The sequence below is a fragment of the Leptotrichia sp. oral taxon 218 genome (assembly GCF_018128225.1).
Taxonomy (GTDB): domain Bacteria; phylum Fusobacteriota; class Fusobacteriia; order Fusobacteriales; family Leptotrichiaceae; genus Leptotrichia.
In genome coordinates, this window is the sequence record NZ_CP072377.1 from 1,594,449 (window position 1) to 1,613,952 (window position 19,504).

At 29.7% G+C, this 19,504-nt stretch carries 18 protein-coding genes; 2 read left to right on the top strand and 16 right to left on the bottom strand.

All coding sequences use genetic code 11. The features are described from left to right. Positions 1-47 precede the first annotated feature (47 nt). From J5A73_RS07495 to carA, 9 genes are all read right to left on the bottom strand, one after another. Positions 48-539, bottom strand: coding sequence for a very short patch repair endonuclease (locus tag J5A73_RS07495; protein ID WP_211614521.1), 492 nt, complete (start codon positions 537-539; stop codon positions 48-50). A 183-nt stretch (positions 540-722) separates the two neighbouring features. Beyond that, entirely contained in the window at positions 723-1,277 is a 555-nt protein-coding gene (locus J5A73_RS07500; protein WP_211614523.1) for a hypothetical protein, read from the bottom strand. Further along, complete coding sequence (gene purB, locus J5A73_RS07505) at positions 1,277-2,719, bottom strand: adenylosuccinate lyase (RefSeq protein WP_211614525.1); 1,443 nt, start codon at positions 2,717-2,719, stop codon at positions 1,277-1,279. Before purB ends, J5A73_RS07500 begins: the two co-directional genes overlap by 1 nt. 264 nt (positions 2,720-2,983) lie before the next feature. Then, positions 2,984-3,472 (bottom strand): hypothetical protein, encoded by a 489-nt coding sequence (locus tag J5A73_RS07510; protein WP_211614527.1) that lies wholly within the window; start codon positions 3,470-3,472, stop codon positions 2,984-2,986. Positions 3,473-3,567: 95 nt separating this feature from the next. Next, positions 3,568-4,866 (bottom strand): adenylosuccinate synthase, encoded by a 1,299-nt coding sequence (locus tag J5A73_RS07515; protein WP_211614529.1) that lies wholly within the window; start codon positions 4,864-4,866, stop codon positions 3,568-3,570. A gap of 238 nt (positions 4,867-5,104) precedes the next feature. Further along, positions 5,105-5,776, bottom strand: a complete 672-nt coding sequence (locus J5A73_RS07520; RefSeq protein ID WP_211614531.1) for an HAD family phosphatase — start codon at positions 5,774-5,776, stop codon at positions 5,105-5,107. A 31-nt stretch (positions 5,777-5,807) separates the two neighbouring features. Further along, positions 5,808-6,557 (bottom strand): glycosyltransferase family 2 protein, encoded by a 750-nt coding sequence (locus J5A73_RS07525; protein ID WP_211614533.1) that lies wholly within the window; start codon positions 6,555-6,557, stop codon positions 5,808-5,810. 59 nt (positions 6,558-6,616) lie between these two features. After that, positions 6,617-9,799 carry a carbamoyl-phosphate synthase large subunit gene (gene carB, locus J5A73_RS07530; protein WP_211614540.1) on the bottom strand — a complete coding sequence of 1,061 codons (3,183 nt, stop codon included), beginning with the start codon at positions 9,797-9,799 and terminating at the stop codon, positions 6,617-6,619. 99 nt (positions 9,800-9,898) lie between these two features. Then, positions 9,899-10,981, bottom strand: a complete 1,083-nt coding sequence (carA, locus tag J5A73_RS07535) for a glutamine-hydrolyzing carbamoyl-phosphate synthase small subunit (protein ID WP_211614542.1) — start codon at positions 10,979-10,981, stop codon at positions 9,899-9,901. A gap of 329 nt (positions 10,982-11,310) precedes the next feature. On the opposite strand from carA, the gene J5A73_RS07540 reads away from it, so the two are divergent. After that, the gene (locus tag J5A73_RS07540) at positions 11,311-12,060 is read left to right on the top strand and encodes a gamma-glutamyl-gamma-aminobutyrate hydrolase family protein (protein ID WP_211614544.1); all 750 of its coding nucleotides are present in this window, start codon (positions 11,311-11,313) and stop codon (positions 12,058-12,060) included. Positions 12,061-12,140: 80 nt separating this feature from the next. Here J5A73_RS07540 and J5A73_RS07545 read toward each other — a convergent pair whose 3' ends face one another. The 3 genes from J5A73_RS07545 to J5A73_RS07555 are packed head-to-tail and all read right to left on the bottom strand — an operon-like array spanning position 12,141 to position 14,094. Next, positions 12,141-12,782, bottom strand: a complete 642-nt coding sequence (locus J5A73_RS07545) for a peptidylprolyl isomerase (protein ID WP_211614546.1) — start codon at positions 12,780-12,782, stop codon at positions 12,141-12,143. A gap of 19 nt (positions 12,783-12,801) precedes the next feature. Continuing rightward, complete coding sequence (locus tag J5A73_RS07550; protein ID WP_211614548.1) at positions 12,802-13,149, bottom strand: hypothetical protein; 348 nt, start codon at positions 13,147-13,149, stop codon at positions 12,802-12,804. Positions 13,150-13,173: 24 nt separating this feature from the next. Beyond that, a complete protein-coding gene (locus tag J5A73_RS07555) occupies positions 13,174-14,094 on the bottom strand; it encodes a manganese-dependent inorganic pyrophosphatase (RefSeq protein WP_305798709.1) in 921 nt (306 codons plus the stop codon). A 286-nt stretch (positions 14,095-14,380) separates the two neighbouring features. On the opposite strand from J5A73_RS07555, the gene J5A73_RS07560 reads away from it, so the two are divergent. Beyond that, positions 14,381-15,226: a TetR/AcrR family transcriptional regulator gene (locus J5A73_RS07560; RefSeq protein WP_211614550.1), complete on the top strand. Its 846-nt coding sequence runs from the start codon at positions 14,381-14,383 to the stop codon at positions 15,224-15,226. Between the two features lie 250 nt (positions 15,227-15,476). On the opposite strand, the gene J5A73_RS07565 is transcribed toward J5A73_RS07560, so the two are convergent. The 4 genes from J5A73_RS07565 to J5A73_RS07580 all read right to left on the bottom strand — a co-directional run bounded on the left by J5A73_RS07565 (position 15,477) and on the right by J5A73_RS07580 (position 19,433). Then, positions 15,477-16,724 carry an RNA-guided endonuclease TnpB family protein gene (locus tag J5A73_RS07565; protein WP_211614552.1) on the bottom strand — a complete coding sequence of 416 codons (1,248 nt, stop codon included), beginning with the start codon at positions 16,722-16,724 and terminating at the stop codon, positions 15,477-15,479. Between the two features lie 461 nt (positions 16,725-17,185). After that, positions 17,186-17,302: a MarR family transcriptional regulator gene (locus tag J5A73_RS07570; RefSeq protein ID WP_211614554.1), complete on the bottom strand. Its 117-nt coding sequence runs from the start codon at positions 17,300-17,302 to the stop codon at positions 17,186-17,188. A 39-nt stretch (positions 17,303-17,341) separates the two neighbouring features. After that, a complete protein-coding gene (queA, locus tag J5A73_RS07575) occupies positions 17,342-18,352 on the bottom strand; it encodes a tRNA preQ1(34) S-adenosylmethionine ribosyltransferase-isomerase QueA (protein ID WP_211614556.1) in 1,011 nt (336 codons plus the stop codon). A 76-nt stretch (positions 18,353-18,428) separates the two neighbouring features. Further along, the gene (locus J5A73_RS07580; RefSeq protein ID WP_211614558.1) at positions 18,429-19,433 is read right to left on the bottom strand and encodes a hypothetical protein; all 1,005 of its coding nucleotides are present in this window, start codon (positions 19,431-19,433) and stop codon (positions 18,429-18,431) included. Between the last annotated feature and the right edge of the window lie 71 nt (positions 19,434-19,504).

The window sequence follows — 19,504 nt, forward strand, 5'->3', positions numbered from 1 at the left end:
ATTATTTCAAAGCCATTTCAGTACAAATTAATCAAATTTCAATTATTTTATTGCATGCTTTCTTCTGCAATCTCCATCTGCACTGAAATATCCTTTTCTTCATAATTAAAGACTCTTTCAATTCTATCCTTCAGAATTTTCAAATATTTTTCCTTGTATTTTTCATTTCGCTGCATTTTATTAATTTCACATTCCCAAATCGTAATGACACTAATATCCATCTCAAAAAGCTTCTCACGAACCTCAATATCCCTCTCTACATTTCTCCTAAACTTCTTTTCCCAATATTCAGTATGTGTCTTAGGAAAAGTTGCAATTTTACAATTTTTATGCCTATGCCAGAAGCATCCGTTCACAAATATCGCAGTATTATATTTCAGAATAAAAATATCAGGTGTTCCTGGAAGCTGTGAATAGTTCACTCTGTACCTATATCCCATTTTATAAAGCAATTTCCGAATATAAATCTCAGGTTTAGTGTTTTTAGATTTTATTCTTGCCATGTTCTGGCTTCTTGTGAGAGGTTTTTTCTTTTTCATTTTTCCACATCCTTACGGACATTTACCCGGGATCAACTATACATGCTCTTCCTATTAGTGCTGTAAGTGTTAATATCGCTGTTCCCAGTATTACTTACACAAAAAACTTAACATTATAATGCAAAATATCAATAAAAATAGTAATTTCCATTTTTTTATAAATTTCATAAAGTCATCTTTTACTTATTTTTTAATTGCATCTAAAAACTCATCAAAACTATCAGAAATTGCGCAAAAAAAGAATAATTCATAAATATTAATATACACTTCTCCAGTTCTTCTTTCAATGAATAACATAAATTCTTCATCTTCTGCAATTGGAATCAAATCTTCTTTTTTAAACTCTTCAATTTCTGTTTCTCCAAATAACATTTTATACATTTGAAACCAATGTTTCTGCTCATTTTTTACTTCTTCATCTTCAAAAAACAATTTATTTGGAATGTCTATTTCCATTTCATCAATATTGTATTTTTCATTTAACAGTTCGCTAACTGCTTCCTTTTCTATTCCTGTAAGCATTGGCAAATATGAAAAACAGTAATCCTTTATTTCGTCAATTGTTTTTTTAGAAATTTTATATTTTGCACGATTTTTTATAGCTAAAGCATCAAATTTTTCAACTTCATCTTTATATTTTTTAATATTTATTTTATTCAAAAATTCTGAATTAAAATATTCTCTTTCTTCATTTTTCCTTTTCCAAGAATTTTCATAATCAATTATATTATTTTTCATTAAACCCTCAATTCCTCCCTATCTTCAACAATCTCATCCTTATACTTATCCAGAATCGGATCAATCTCATTTTTCACAAAATCCTCAGTCTGCTGCCCAGCAAATCCAGTATAATTAGCAGAAACTAAAATCCCTTCCATATCTTCCGCTTTAAGTCCCAATCTACCATCTTTTATAATTCTGTCAATCAATCTGTTAGGATTTCCATTTAATTTAATTTCCTTTGTTTCTTCCATCGAAAGTTCTCTAATAATTTCGTGAACTTCTTGTCTGTCCATTCCTTTTTTAACTGATTCCATAATAATATTTTCAGTCGCCATAAATGGTAATTCCTTTTGAATATTAGCTTCAATTACTTTTGGATAAACAACAACTCCATCCATGATGTTAAGCCAAATAATTAAGATTGCATCAACTGCCAAAAATGCTTGTGGAATAGACAATCTCTTACTTGCAGAATCGTCCAATGTTCTTTCAAACCATTGTGTTGCAAAAACTAGCGCACCTGTTTGTGAGCTTGAAATTACATATTTTGCAAGTGATGAAATTCTTTCACTTCTCATTGGATTTCTCTTGTATGCCATCGCACTTGACCCAATTTGATTTTTTTCAAATGGTTCTTCCAATTCTTTCAAATGTTGTAACAATCTAAAATCATTTGTAAATTTATGTGAAGACTGAGCAATATTTGACAATAAATTCAAGATTTGTGCGTCCACTTTTCTATCATAAGTTTGTCCTGAAACACCTTGTTTTTTACCAAATCCAGCTTTTTCAGTAACCAATTCATCCAACTGTTTTACTTTTTCAAAATCTCCTTCAAACAATTCTTTAAAACTAGCCTGAGTCCCAGTAGTCCCTTTAACTCCTCTAAATCTCAAGTTTTCTAATCTAAATTCCAATTCTTCAAAATCAAGAAGTAACGAATGAAGCCACAAAGTCGCTCTTTTTCCAACAGTAGTAAGCTGTGCTGCTTGGAAATGAGTAAATCCTAAAGTTGGCAAATCTTTGTATTGTAACGCAAAATCTCTCATTTTTTCAATTAAGACAAGCAGTCTTTTTCTAATAACTAAAAGCCCTTCCTTAATTTGAATCAAATCAGTATTATCTCCAACATACGCACTTGTCGCTCCTAAATGAATAATTTTTCTTGCATTTTTAGCTTGTTCCCCATAAGTATGCACATGAGCCATAACATCATGTCTCAATTTTTTCTCGAATTCAGCCGCAACTTCAAAGTCAACATCATCTTTATATTTTTTTAGTTCCTCAATTTGTTCATCAGTAATAAAATCAAGCCCAAGCTCTTTTTCCGCCTCCGCCAAATTTATCCACAATTTTCTCCAAGTTATAAATTTAAACTCTGGTGAAAAAATATGCAACATTTCCTTACTTGAATATCTCTCCGCCAACGGATTTGAATATATGCTCATATCTGCCATTTCTAATTCCTCCTAATTATTATTTTTTATAAATTTATACTCTGAACCTAAATCCCAATTAAATTCAGTCCCTAATTTATCCCAATCAAACTTTTTATTTTTTATTCTTAAATTTTTATGATAACAATTTTCACAACATGTTATTATTTGAAATTTAAAAGAATATGATAAAATTCCTAAAACTAATAATTAATTATAATTTTATTTATACTTATTATTCCTTTTTGTATAAACAAAATCTCTATTTACAAAATTTTCTGTTGACTAATTATCCCAAATATAAATTACTCCATCCTTAAAATAAATTTTCTTTACCCAATCTTGATTTTCAGTAAATTTAACATCAAATGGTTTATATCTAATTCCTTTATCTCTTTCATTAGTTTCGTCTAAAAATCCAATTACTTGTATTTCTTCATCGCTTTCAATAAAATTTCTTATCATTTTAGTAGAAACTATTTTACTTATCATAATTTTTGGATTTTTACCATTTACTTGAAAATCTTTTTCTGTATAAACTTTTTTATTTTTTCCAATTGCCTTAAAATTTTCATATTCTAATTCTATCTTATTTTCATCATCTTTCGACAATCCTTGTCCGACTAATTTTAAAGTAATTGTATCAAAAGATAAATTTTGTGCAATATTTTCTTTTGAAGATTTTTCAACTTTAGATTTTCCAACATTTTGTGCTTTAGCTGAAAATGAAATTGCTCCTATAACTAACATCAATACTAATAATAATTTTTTCATTAATCATTCCTTTCTTTAAAGTTAATTTCAAAAAATATCTTTTATTCTCTTTTATTCTCTTATATTTTTATAGATTTCAATTAATTCAAAAATTTCTATTTCACAAAATCTCCCAAATCATATCTATAAATATTTTGAGTTCTTTCAGGTCCAACTGAAATCATTGAAACACGGCATTTCAATTTATTTTCAATATATTCAATATATTTTTTACAATTTTCAGGCAAATCTTCGTAATTTTTTATTTGAGTAATATCTTCGTTCCATCCATCTAATTCTTCATAAATTACTTTCAAGTCCTTAGATTTTCTCAAGTTTCCAGGATATGAATAACAAACTTTTCCATCAATTTCATAACCAACTGCAACTTTAATTTTTTCAAATCCAGTCAATACATCTAATTTTGTCAACACAATATCTGTCAATCCATCAATTAGAACCGCATATTTTCCGATTACTAAATCAAGCCATCCGCATCTTCTTGGACGCCCAGTTGTCGCACCAAATTCATGTCCAACTTTTCTCAAAGTTTCTCCATCTTCATTTTCCAATTCTGTTGGGAAAGGTCCTTCTCCGACTCTTGTTGTGTAGGCTTTCATAACTCCAAGCACTCTTGAAATTTTTGTCGGTGCAACCCCAGTTCCTACTGTTACTCCACCAGATGTTGGCGATGACGAAGTTACATAAGGATAAGTTCCATAATCAATATCAAGCATTAACGCTTGTGCCCCTTCAAAAAGTACAACTTTTCCTTCTTCAATCCCTTCATTAATTTCCACAACTGCATCAATAATTCTAAATTTAATCTTTTCAGCAAGTTTCATAAATTTATCATAAAGTTCTTCTAAATCAAAAGTTTCTTTACCATATCTAGTAAGCATATCATTTTTTTCTGCCACATTCCAAGCTAATTTATCTCTAAATCTTTCTGGTTCCAGTAAATCTCCTATTCTAATTCCATTTCTCGCAATTTTATCAATATAGCAAGGCCCGATTCCTCTTTGAGTTGTTCCAATTTTATTTTCTCCCATTGCTTCTTCTTTCGCTTTGTCAATTGCAATGTGATAAGGCATTATTATATGCGCCCTTTCATCAATAAGCAAATTATCTAATTTTCTTCCTCTTTTTTCCAACTCTTCAATTTCTTCTAATAAAACTTCAATGTCAATCACAACTCCAGCTCCAATTATACACTTTCCAGCTGAATTTATTATTCCAGATGGCAATAAGTGCAAAATGAATTTTTCATCATTTACGACAACCGTATGTCCTGCGTTATTTCCTCCTTGAAATCTCACTACATAATCCGCCTTTGGAGACAACACATCAATTATTTTACCTTTTCCTTCATCTCCCCACTGCGTTCCCACTATTACAAAAGTATTATTTCTCATATTTCATTCCTCCAAAATTTTTAGAATTTTCTTACTTTATTTTAAAAACTGAACCATAAAAACCTAAAAAATCTACCTTACTAAAATTTTATCTTTTTACTATTTATTTTACTATATTTATTAGTTTTTTTCAATTAATTTAAATCTTTTGAAAAAAGAATTTTTACAAAAGAATAGAAGTTATCCTATTTTTCCAAAATAACTTCTATTAATCAATTTTCCATTTACTTTTTTGCATTTATTGTTTTCCCTTAAAGTAGTCAAGCACTTCCAATAAATTATCAAATTTTTTATAAACCAATTTTAAAATTTCCTCAGTCGGCTTCAATTTATCTGGTACCATAATGGGAAATGCTCCAGCTGCGTGCGCTGCCCTTATTCCGTTGAACGAATCTTCAAATACAACTGTTTTTTCACAAGAAACTCCAGCTTTTTCAGCACTTATTAAAAACACTTCTGGGTCGGGTTTACCGTGAACGACATCTTCCGCAGTTATCAAATGAGAAAAATATTTTCTTACATCTTTTCCTTCCGTCAACGCTTCTGCCAAATGTAACTCCGATGAAGTTGCCAAAATCATCTGTTTATCATTCTTCTTCAAAAATTCAAGCAATTCCAATGCACCGAGTTTTAGCGGGACTTCCCCTTTTAGAGCTTTTTCCAGTATATAATTTTTAACCGTCCCCATCATTTCATCATACGGGAAATCTTGTCCTAGTGCTTCCTTGAACAATATTCTTGCTTTATCATTTGTAACACCTGTTGTTTTTTCCACAATGTCTTTTGTTATTGTATATCCGTTTTCTTTAGCTACTTCACGCCCATATTCCACATAAATTGTCTCAGTATCAAACAATAATCCATCCATATCAAATAAAAATAATTCAATTTCGTCAAAAAATTTTCCCATAATTTCTTCCTTCCTATTTATTTTCAAAAATTTATTTACTTTTTTTTAACGCAAAAAAAGCATATTGAATGAAATAGTAAATTGCACTAAAAAATGGTAATTTTTCTTCATTTCTATAAATTTCCCATCTGACTTTTGCTGTTTTAAATTTATTACTCGAGCGAGAATTATCCAAAACTCTGTAAAATGCCAGATTTTCTTTAAGTCCATAAATTATTTTTACTTCTTTTACAATTTCCAGCCACAGCACATAATCTTCATTTTTATCTCTTTGCTTAAAATATCTTTTTCCCAACTTTTGTGCATCATAAATTACTGTAAGACATCCTAAATAGTTATTTTTTAGCATATCTTTGTAAGAAATTTTTTCTTTTATGATAACTTCGTTTATTTTTGTTTCATCTTCTCTAACTCTCGTATATTCTGTGCAACTTATAGCCGCATCTCTTTCTTTCATAAAATTTATCTGCTTTTCCAATTTTTTTTCGTGCCAAAAGTCATCAGCGTCAAGAAAAGCAATATATTTCCCAGTTGCCTTTTCTATCAGCTGATTTCTTCCTCTCACAACTCCGACATTTTGTTTTACATTTACAATTTTAATTCTGTCGTCTTTTTTTGCAAATTCACTCGCAATTTCAAAACTTTTATCTTTTGATTTATCATTTATTATAAGCATCTCCCAGTTTTGATAAGTTTGTGAGCGCACACTTTCTATTGCTTTTGCGATAAATTTTTGTGCATTATACATTGGAGTTATAATTGAAACTTTATCTTTTTCCATTTTTTCTCCAAATTTTTTTATTTTTAAAAAATCTTTTTTAATATTTTTTTCGATTTATTTTATATTGATGTTACATTAAACGAAATAGATTCTAGCACTTTTAATAGCGCATCAGCTGTATCAAGTGAAGTTAAACACGCAATTTCTTGTTCACTTGCAGCTCTTCTAATTTTAAATCCATCTGTTGTTGCACTTTTTTTCTTAGCCGCAGTGTTTATAATCATATCCACATGACCTTTGTAAATTACATCAAGTACATTATGCTCATATTTACCTTCATTAATTTTTCCAACAGTTTCAACTCTAAGTCCTCTATCTCTAAAGTAATGCGCAGTTTTCTCAGTCGCCATCAAATTGTAACCTAAATTTGAAAATCTTTGAGCAAGTTTATACGCTTCTTCCTTTGCATTACCACTTATTGTAAATAGCACACTTCCTTGATCTTTTACTTTTATTCCTGCAGAAATTAATCCTTTGTAAAGTGATTTTTCAAGACTTATATCACTTCCCATAACTTCTCCAGTTGATTTCATTTCAGGTCCAAGAGTTGTGTCTACATCTTTTAATTTTTGGAAACTAAATACTGGAACTTTTGTATAAACAGCATCTGCCATAGGTATTAGTCCAGTTTTATATCCTTTAGAAGCCAATGATTCTCCCAAAATTCCTTTCATAGCCAAGTTTGCCATCGGAACTTTTGTTATTTTACTCAAGAATGGCACAGTTCTCGAACTTCTTGGATTTACTTCCAGAACAAAAACTTCTCCGTGACTGATTACATATTGAATATTAAGAAGTCCAACTATATTAAGTCCTTTTGCAAGTCTAACTGTATAATCAACTAATGTGTCAATATGCTCTTGTGACAAACTTTGTGGCGGATAAACAGCAATTGAATCTCCAGAGTGAACTCCCGCTCTTTCGATATGCTCCATTATTCCAGGAATTACAACAGTTTCTCCATCACAAATCGCATCTACTTCAATTTCTTTTCCAACTAAATATCTATCTGTCAAAACTGGATGATCAGGCGACACTTTTACAGCATTTTCCATATAATGTCTTAATTCTTCTTCCCTGTAAACGATTTCCATCGCACGACCTCCAAGTACATAAGACGGTCTTACTAACACAGGATAACCAATTTCCGCAGCATTTTTTACAGCTGTTTCTGTATCAAACGCAGTTTTCCCAAGCGGTTGCGGAATATTTAATTTATGAAGTAATGCTTCAAATTTATCTCTATTTTCAGCATTATCAATTTCTTCAAGTGCAGTTCCAAGTATTTTTACTCCGTGCTTAGCCAATTTTTCAGCAAGATTTATCGCAGTTTGTCCTCCAAATTGAACTACGACTCCTTCAGGCTGTTCTAATTCAATAATTGCCATAACATCTTCTTCTGTAAGTGGCTCAAAGTAAAGTTTATCCGAAATTGAAAAGTCAGTTGAAACTGTTTCAGGGTTATTATTTACAATAATTGCTTCATATCCGATTTCTTTTATCGCCTTTACAGCATGAACTGTCGCATAGTCAAATTCCACTCCTTGTCCAATTCTTATTGGACCTGATCCCAATACAACAATTTTTTTCTTATCTCCAATAATACTCTCGTTTTCATCTTCGTAGCTTGAATAAAAATAAGGTGTTTCTGACTTAAATTCTGCAGCACAAGTATCTACCATTTTAAAAACTGGCTTAATACTATATTCTTCACGAAGTTTATAAACTTCTTCTTCAGTCGTATTCCAACGATGCGCAATAACTTTGTCCGAAAATCCAAATTTTTTGGCAAATAAAAGTACATCAGGATTTCCCACATTTGCTTTTAATTCCACTTCAATATCAATAATATTTTTCATTTTATCAAGGAAAAACATATCTATTTTTGTCATTTCATGAATATTTCCCGGTGTAACTCCTCTTCTTAGAGCTTCTCCAATGAAAAATAATCTTTCATCTCCAGCTTTTTGAATTCTTCGTAAAATATATTCCAATGGAAACTCATCTCCATTTGGAAGTCCTAGATGATGAACTCCATATTCAAGCGAACGAATTGCTTTTAATAAACTTTCTTCGTAAGTTCTCCCAATTGCCATAACTTCTCCAGTTGCTTTCATTTGAGTCCCCAAATGTCTATCAGCTTTTTCAAATTTATCAAATGGGAATCTTGGTATTTTACTTACAACATAATCTAGTGATGGCTCAAAACAAGCGTAAGAATTTTTTGTAACAGGATTTATAATTTCATCAAGTGTAAGTCCAACTGCGATTTTTGCTGCAATTTTTGCGATTGGATAACCTGTAGCTTTTGAAGCTAGAGCTGATGAACGAGAAACTCTCGGATTTACTTCGATTATGTAATATTTAAATGAATTTGGGTCAAGTGCCAACTGCACATTACATCCACCTTCAATTTTTAATGCTCTTATTATTTTTAGCGAAACATCTCTTAACATATGATATTCTCTGTCTGTCAATGTCTGTGACGGTGCCACAACTATCGAATCCCCTGTATGAATACCAACTGGATCAATATTTTCCATGTTGCAGACTACAATTGCCGTATCTTTACTATCCCGCATAACTTCATACTCAATTTCTTTATATCCCGCAATAGATTTTTCCAAAAGACATTGAGTTACTGGCGAATAACGAAGCCCATTACTTACAATATCTTCAAGTTCAGCATCGTTATGACAAATTCCTCCACCTGTTCCACCCATCGTAAAAGCAGGTCTTACAATTACTGGATAACCAATTTTTGAAACAAATTCTCTAGCTTGTTCAAGATTATGAATGATATCCGATTCTGGTACAGGTTCGTTTAATTCATTCATCAAATCTCTAAAAAGTTCTCTGTCTTCCGCTTGTTTAATAGAAGAAAGTTTTGTCCCCAAAAGTTCTACTCCACACTCTGCTAAAACTCCTGAATTGTGAAGTTCCACCGCAAGATTTAGTCCAACTTGCCCACCAAGTGTAGGAAGCAATGCATCTGGTCTTTCTTTTCTAATAATTTTCGAAACAAATTCCACAGTTAAAGGCTCAATATAAACTTTGTCTGCGATTTCCTTATCCGTCATAATAGTCGCTGGATTTGAATTTACAAGTATTACTTTGTATCCTTCTTCTCGAAGTGACAAACAAGCCTGTGTCCCCGCATAGTCAAATTCCGCAGCTTGTCCTATTATTATTGGTCCTGAACCAATTACTAATATCGTTTCTATATCTTTTCGTTTTGGCATTTTTTAACAACTCCTAATCTTTTAAAATAATAATTTTTATTTTATTAAAAAATTTATCTCATAAATTTATTTTATCGAAAACTTTAAAAATTTTTATACTTAATATTTAAATTTTTTCATATTTTCAATAAATTGATCAAACAAATAATTTGGATCGTGTGGTCCTGGTGAAGCTTCTGGATGATATTGCACTGAAAATACTGAATATTTTTTGTGTCTAACACCTTCACAAGTTCCATCATTTACTGCAATGTGAGTAAGCTCCAAATCTGTATCTTTAAGCGAGTCAATATCAACTGCATATCCGTGATTTTGTGCTGTAATATCAACTTTTCCAGTAAGAAGATTTTTTACCGGCTGATTAGCTCCTCTGTGTCCAAATTTCAATTTATATGTCTTTGCGCCACAAGCTAGCGAAATTAGCTGATGTCCCATACAAATTCCAAAAATTGGAACTTTTCCTATTAAATCTTTTATTGTACTAATTGTTTCTGGCACATCCACAGGATCTCCAGGTCCATTACTTAGCATTATTCCATCTGGTTTTTGTCTTAAAATTTCTTTCGCACTTGCATCGTGTGGCATAACAATAATATCACAGCCTCTCAAATTAAGCTCTCTCATAATTCCAGATTTCATTCCCAAATCAATCAATACAACTCTTTTTCCAAGTCCTGAAGACAAAAACGCCTTTTTTGTCGACACTTGTTCAATTTGATTAGTTGGCAAATTATTTTTTCTCAAATTTTCTGCCACTTCCTGCGCATCTTTTTCAATTCCTGTAATAATTCCTTTTATCGTTCCATGCTCTCTAATTTTTTTAGTCAGACTTCTCGTATCAATTCCAGAAATTCCAGGAATATTTAAGTCTTTTAGCACTTCATCCAAAGTAAATTCTTTTCTAAAATTAGAAGGTTTTCTGCATATTTCACGGGTAACTATTCCTTTTATGCTAGGATTAATAGTTTCATAATCATCTCTATTTATACCATAATTTCCGATAAGTGGATATGTAAATGTGATAATTTGACCATTATACGACGGATCTGAAAGTGTTTCCTGATACCCCGTCATCGCTGTGTTAAATACAACTTCTCCTGCCATTTCCACATCTGCACCAATTCCATACCCTTTATACACGCTACCATCTTCTAAAACCAGCTGTTTATCCAATGTGTACATAATTTACCTCCATATTTTTTAATTTTTTTTTAATGATATTTTTCACAAAATTTTTTTATCAATTCATTTATATGATTTTCAGAAATTGAACTTCTTTAATCTATTAATTATACTATATTTTTTTAATTTTATCAATATTTTCAATTTTTTAAAAATAAGAAGTTTTTTTAGTGAACTATTCCCGCTTGTAGAAAGTCTACGACTTCTTGTTATCTTTTTGTTAAAATATTTTTATTACTGAAATTTAACCTAAAATTGTATTTTACTTGCAAATATGATAGAATTAAGTTACAAATTAAATATACATAACATAAAAAGAGGAGAAAAAAATGAAAAAACCACTCATAGGTATTTCAGGAAGTACAATGCATCTTGAAAATGGTCTTTTTGCAGGATATAAACGCAGTTCTCTGGATCAGAGCTACATTGATTCTGTCATTCGTGCTGGAGGAGTTCCATATGTTTTGCCATTTAACACAGATGACGAGATTATTGAAGAAATGGTAAAAAATGTCGATGCCATTATTTTGTCTGGAGGAAATGATGTATTTCCACTGCTTTACGGAGAAGAACCCAAAGAAAAGCTAGGAGAAATTTTTCCTGATAGAGATCACTTCGATACAGTTTTGATTAAAACTGCAGAAAAATTAAAAAAGCCTATTTTAGGAATTTGTCGTGGACATCAGCTGATAAATGTTGTATTTGGAGGAACACTGCACCAAGATTTATCATATGCAGAAAATATTTCGATTAAACATTTTCAAAAAGCTAAATGGAATGTTTTTACTCATTCAATTTCTATTGATAAAAATAGTTTCTTAAACAATATTTTTGAGAGCGGAATTGGATTTGTAAACAGCTTTCATCATCAAATTATAAATAAAATAGCACCTGGATTTAAGCCGATTGCTAAAAGCAGCGACGGAGTTATTGAAGCAATTGAAAATTTGAGTACGCAAAATCTTATTTTAGGAATCCAGTGGCATCCTGAAATGATGACAGCTACAGATGAATATGCTCACAAAATATTTTTAAAATTTATTGATTATGTAAAAGATAAGTCAAAAGAAGATATATAAAAAAATTAATTTAAAAAAAAGATTGCCTTAAATTTTGTGCAATCTTTTTTATTTGTTTTATTTACTTTGATTTACTTTATTTAATTATTTTGCATCTTACTTTCCCATTCAGCTGTTTCCACAGAAAAATAGCTCAAAAAGTCATCAACTTTTTTCCCTTTTATATCAATGCTCTTAATTTTATCCCCTTGTCTTATAATTTTTGCAACTGCTAAATCAGTACCACTTTTTAGTCCACCAATTATAGTGTGCACTCCATTAAGAGATGGAATTTTTTGAAGCGATATAAAAAATTGACTTCCATTTGTATTCTTTCCTGAATTTGCCATAGCTAACATTCCACTATTATTAAAGTTTAACCAGTTTACAAATTCATCATCGACATAATATCCAGCACTTCCAGTTCCGTCTCCTTTTGGATCTCCACCTTGCACAATTCCATTTGTAATAACTCTGTGAAAAGTAAGTCCGTCATAAAATCCTTTTTTTGCCAAAAATACAAAATTTGCCACATTTACAGGAGCTGCTTCAGGATATAAAAATACATTAATATCCCCTTTTGTTGTGTGAATTGTAGCTTCCAATTCAAATTTTTTCATTATTTTTTCAAATTTTTTCTCTTCTTTTGTTTTTTCAACAATTTTAATATTTTTTGCATTTATTATGTTAAATACAAACAACATCATTATACTAGCTAACAATGTCAATTTTTTTGATCTCATGAATCCTCCTTTTTAAAATTTAACCTTTAATACTTTCGATAATTTTTTCCATCTCAATTTTGCTGTTAAAATTTAAGTCCAAAATTCTAAAATTAATACTTTCAATATCTAAATCATATTTTAAAAGCTCTTTCTCCGTCAAAATATTATCATAAATTACAAGCACCGAAAAAATATTTTCAAAACTATCAACCAACTCAATAATATTAATAACTCTATCTTTTTTTATGTTCAAAATTTCTTTTAATTTCGAATTAGCTATTTTTTTATTTTTTATTTCTTTATAAAGTTCTGATACAATTTCAGGCATTTTTACCGCAAAAAGTATCTTTAACTCTTCTCTTTTTTTTAATTTAACTATTGCCATTTTTTCTATTTCCCGTCTTAAAATTTAATCTTGAATAGCTTTTGTCAAAGGTGGAACGATTTGTTTCTTACGAGAAACTACTCCTTTTAAAACAACTTCATTATCTTCCACTTTTTGTCCAAACGCTTTTTCAATAACTGCATCTCCATTTCCTTCAACAATTGCAACAGAATCATTTGATAAAATATTTGTAATTACAAACATGAAAAATTTCAAGTTTTCTTTAGAAATAATGTTATTAATTTCATCTAACAAAGCTTTTTTATTTTCTAATAATTCTTCTTCATTAACAGTGTTTACTTGTGCCACACCAATTTTTTGTCCATCAATTTCAAAAATTTTCATATCCATTGTAAGTAATTCAGCTTCTGTTTTATCTCCTAGTGCAGTTCCAGCTTTTAACATTTCAAGTCCATATTCATTTGGATTAACTCCAGCAATTTTTGCTAACGCAAGTCCCGCATTTGTATCTTGTGGAGTACAAGTTGGTGATTTGAATAGCAATGTATCTGAAATAATTGCGCTTAACATAAGTCCTGCCACTTCTTTTGACGGCATTAAATTATTTTCCTTAAATAATTTTAAAATTATTGTTGCGGTACATCCAACTGGCTCAACTCTTGCATAAAGCGGTTCGTCCACATTAAAGTTAGAAATTCTGTGATGGTCAATCAATTCCAAAACTCTTGCTTCTTCAAATCCATCCGCTGTCTGAGTTCTTTCGTTGTGATCCACCAAAATAATTTCTTTTCCTGCAACATTTGTTACAAGTTCAGGTTTTTCAACTTTAAAATAGTCCAAAGCAAATTTTGTTTCTTCGTTAAGTTCTCCCAATCTAACAGGTTTTACATCTTTTCCTAGTTTGTTTTTTAATTCAGCGTAAGCAAGTGCTGAACAAATTGTATCCGTATCTGGATTTTTATGTCCAAAAACTAATATTGACATTATTTTTCCTCCTAATTTTTTATTAAAATTTTTTTACTTTTATTCTTTTATATTATAACCTATTTCTCTTATTTTTAAAATAGAATTTTTTAAAATTTATTTTTTAGATTATTTTAATAAAATAAATAAATTTTTTTTCTTGCTAATAATTAATTTTTTTAGTATACTAATAAATATGTAGTATATTATTCAAATTTTTTTATATTTAATTTATTTTATAATTTGGAATAAATTATAAAATGATTATTATAAATTTGTTTTTTAAAGATAAGAAAGGAAAACTTTTATGAAAAAGAAAAAAAGAATTATAATTCAGCAAAGCGCTAAATTATTTTATTATAAAGGATATTTAAATACTAAATTAACTGACATATTTCAAGAATGTAAAATTCCAAATGATTATTTTTACAAATTTTTTTCAACAAAAGAAGAAGTTTTATTTGAAGTTATAAAATATCACACTGAAAATTTGATAAATTTTTTTAATACAATTGTAAATGATTTATCAATTTCAAAATTTAGAGATTTTTTTGAGAAATATTTTGAAAATATAAAAAATAATAAATTTTACGGTGGAAGTCCACTTGGAAACTTGACGCTGGAACTTTCTGATATAAATAATCCAATTCGAGAAGAAATTATTAAATCCTACCAAAAAATAGAATTACGATTTTCTTTTTTTATCACAACACTAAAATATTCTTCTTTGGAAACATTTTCTGAAATTCCTTCTGAAAGTTTAGCCAGAATTTTAATAGCGCTTTTTGAAGGAACAATTTTACTTTTAAAAACCGAAAAAGAAGAAAATGCGATAAATGATTTTTTTATTTTTTTTGACCAAACTTTTAAAATTAACGAAAAAAAAGAAAATATTAAAACTAATACGAAAATTAAAAAAAATAAAATTGAAATTGAAGTAAAAAATTCAAAAGCTGAAAATAATTTTTCAGAAGAAATTTCCATCGCCCAAAATTTTTCTGATAACTTGAAAAGCGTCAAAGAATCAGAAAAAATCGAAAAAAAAGATGAAAATTTCAAGGAGCCCAACATGGAAGAAATAGAGGAAATGGAAAATTTAGGAAATGTTTTTAATGCTTTAAACAATCATTTTAAAAATACTTTTAAAAAATAAAAAAATTATTTTGATTTTTAAAATTTTTAATTCGTTTGACAAATATTTACATATATGATATAAATAATTGTCTAAAAGAGACGCCCCATCTCTACATTTAGACTTCTTTCATACAAAAAAGACGAGCACACGGCTCGTTTTTTAATATACAAACATCGAATCTCCAAAACTCTGAACCTCCCACGACTAAAGTCGCAGAGTTCTAAAATCTTTAAAAATATTCAAAAATTTTCTAAGAAGTTTGATAGCTTTACACTACCCTTATTCTTTCAGGCGTGTCCAGCTCACCTCTATTGTATAGGACACTTAAGTCCACAACTTTACTTTTTCTTAATATGTTTAATGCTCCATTACAATCCGCATTTAATTGATAACCTTTACTTGTTTGATATAGTCCTCTTTTTATTCTTTTTCCACTGAATATATATTCTTTTTGATTTTCTTTATCATATATTGGAATTTCATCTCCATCAAAGAAACTTGCTTTTGATGTATAACTCTCTTCTTGCAGTTTAAATTCTATTCCATATAGTTTACATAGATATATTAATTTATCTCTTAATTTTCCATATGGTATATTTGCAAAATTTTGATTATTTATACTTCCAATATTTGAATTTCTTTGAAAATCTTCATTATATCCTAGAACTATTTTCCCTATATCATTATTAAGACAATAATTTATTATTATTCTTGCTGCTTTTGAAAGATAATCTTCTATACGATTATTTCTCTTTCTAGTTATTCTCTTTTGTCTTAATGTTGTGTGCTTAATCTTTTGCTTATCTTTTATACTTTGTAATTCTGCATTTATCTTATTATAGTATTGATTTATTGATTTTAATTTTCTACCATCTATTATGAACGAAGCCCCAGTATTTGTAACACAAGTACACAGATTGTCTATACCTAAATCTATTCCTAGTACATTTTCTTTATTTAATTCCCTTTGAACTTCTTCTACCTCATAAATGTATTGAATTTCAAAGTACCTAGAATGTTGTTTTGGTATTATTCTAATCTCTTTTATCTTCTTGCCTTTTAATACTGGTGGTAGTTTTATTGCGATTTCCTTATGTGTCTTTCTAAATGAATTTGAATAAGGAACTATCAGCATATCATCTTTTAATCTAACAAAACCTATAACAAGGGTAGTAAAACCATCTTTAGCAAGATATTTAGGTAATTTTATATCTTTAAAATTATATTGACCATTTTTAGCAAGTTTTAAAAGTCCAAAAAATGATTTGAAACTTCCGTCTACTTCCTTTAGAATTTGTTGAGCCATATTAGAATTTAACTTCTTATAGTTCTCACTATTTTTAAGCATTTTATAGTTTTCATTATAACTTAAATACTTTTTATTTTCAAAATAGTATTGTCTAACATTATATATAGCCTCATTAGTTAAGTTCTTGGCTATATGAGATAAATATTTTAAAATCCTAAACTCATTTTTACTAAGATGTTTTACCTGTTGTCTTAATGTTAAATACATATATAATCACCTCCTTTTCATCAGAGATATTATACCATGTATTCTACATTTTATCTGTCAAAAAAGTAATATTTTTATTTATTTTTAAATATTTTTAAAGTTTTTAAAACCCCACAACAGTGGGAAGCGTCGTTCACATAAGTGCGCTACTACTTATGCAGTTCTCATGGCATATATACTCCTTAATAAATTAAGGAGATTAGCCTTGAACCTCTTGTTATCTCTAACAAGCACAGACTATATCTTATCCATATCCTGTTTCAAGGACTTAGGCGAAACCACTTCCAATACCAGTCGCTTGTATTGTACTCCCCTCACGAGGGATAGTCGTTGAACTTTCCTTTTCAGGCTTAGCTGCTGATTGTCTATTATCATAATGTTTAGGATTTAACCTTGCACCATCTAGTATATTTTTTCTGCTTTCGCTACCTTCACACTTATACCATATTTGAACGAAGGTATTATGTTGTGGTTATACCAGCTTTAAGAGTTCCCAGCAGTTCAGTTTCTTTGTTGCACGGTTTTGCTCCGTATCTACATACAAGTTTCCCTATATGCTTACTAAAATTTTCGTGCAATTCATCTCACGACTAAAGTTGTGAGTGTTCTTGCACTATTTAATAAAATCTATACTTTTCTTCAATCGCTTTTTTATACGCCGAAAATACAAAATCTTTTCCAGCAAATGCCGAAACTAACATAACAAGCGTAGATTTTGGCAAATGAAAATTAGTAATTATCGCATCAACAATTTTAAATTTATAATCTCCATAGATAAAAATATTTGTAGCTCCACTTTTTGGAAGAAGTTTGCCATTTTCATCAACACAAGACTCCAATGTTCTCACAGAAGTTGTTCCAACCGCTATAACTCTGTTTCCATTTTCTTTAGCTTCATTCACAATTTTTGCAGTTTCTTCGGGAATCCAGTATTTTTCACTATGCATTTTATGCTCAGTCACATCTTCAACCTGCACAGGTCTAAAAGTCCCAAGTCCAACATCTAAAAATACTTCCGTCAAAATAATACCTTTTTTTTCTATTTTTTTAAGCAATTCTGTTGTAAAATGAAGTCCCGCAGTCGGTGCTGCAACCGATTCTCCTTTTTTTGCATAAACTGTCTGATAACGATTTTTGTCTGAAAGTTTTTCAGTTATATAAGGTGGAAGTGGCATCTCTCCCAATTTATCCAATATTTCTTCAAAATTTCCTTCAAACTCAAATCTCAAAACTCTATTCCCATCTTCTTTAATCTCAATTAACTCCGCTTCTAAAAGACCTTTACTAAACACAATTTTCTGTCCTATTTTCAACTTTTTAGCAGGTTTTAGCAAAACTTCCCAAGTGTTTAAATCACATCTTTTTAATAAAAAGCACTCCATCAACGCTCCAATTTCTTCTCCATCCAACTTTTTATGTCCAAAAATTCTTGCAGGAATGACTTTTGTTCTATTTATGACAAGCACATCCCCTTTTTTTAAATAGTCGATTATATCAAAAAAATGTCTGTGTTCAAGTGTCTTTTCTTCTTTATTTAAAACTAAAAGTCTGGAACTATCTCTTGGCTCTGCCGCCTTTTGTGCAATTAATTCCTTTGGCAATTCAAAATCAAAATCTGATATTTTCACTTTTTTCTCCTTATTTTTAAAATTTTTTATGAATTAAAAAAGATGGCAGAAACTAAAAAAGTTCCTGCCAAAAAAATTACAAACTACCTATTACAAATGTTTTATAAGTATCAACTCTGTTGTACCATCCTTGTAACCATCTGCTCTCATTTCTTGGTGCATTTTTTACTCTTCTTTGTAATACATATTTTGCAGAATTACTGAATTCTTCTAAAGCACTTTGACCTGTAGCTGTCCCTTTCATATTTTCAAGTACTTGTCTTAGTCCCCAAGCAACATTGTTGTATGAAGAAACACCTGACAATCCTTCTCCTTTAAAGTTGACATAATCAATCAAAGCGTAAAGTCCATTCGGAGTCTCAACCATTCTATTAAATTGATTTTTTAAGTTTTCTTTGTTTGAAGACGCATTTAACATTTTTCCCAATGAAGATTTCAATCTCTCATAGATGAACATCACTTGAATATCTCTTGTGTTATCAAAGAAAGAAATTAATTCTTGAATATCTTTATCTCCTCTGGATTTTTTGCTCATAAGCTCAGACTTACTTTGCCAAGGTGAAAATCTATTTTCTGCCAAAATTTTTGGCAATTTAATACCTTTACTCTTAAAATAAGCGACCATATCAGGAAGACTATCTCCAAATCCGCTTCTTCCGCCACTAGCTTTAAACCAAGTAAAGTGACCTATTCCAAGCGATGGGAAATTTTCTCCATCATTCCAGTCAACCAAATTATTTACTGAACCTCCAGTTTCATTTTGAAAAATTTTGTTCGCAACTGATAGCAATTGTTCTCTAGTCAATTTCAATTCAGGTATCCCATCTTGAGATTTTCCATTTGTTGTAGATACAAACTCTGTGTTACTTGGTTTTGTGTAACTTCCAGTTTGTTGCATATTTTTTACGCTTCTATCCGTATTCAAATTGATATTCTGATTATTATATTGATTTTTTATTAAATTTTCTAATTGAGAATTCCCTTGCGCAGATTTTGCTTGTCCTCCAAACACTGATACTGATAATGTCAGTCCTAATAATAAAATTCCTGCTTTTTTCATGATCGTCCTGTCACAAATCATTAACTCATCTCCTCTTTTTTTATTTTTTATTTATTTTTTTGAAACTATTTTTTTATCACAAGATAAACGGC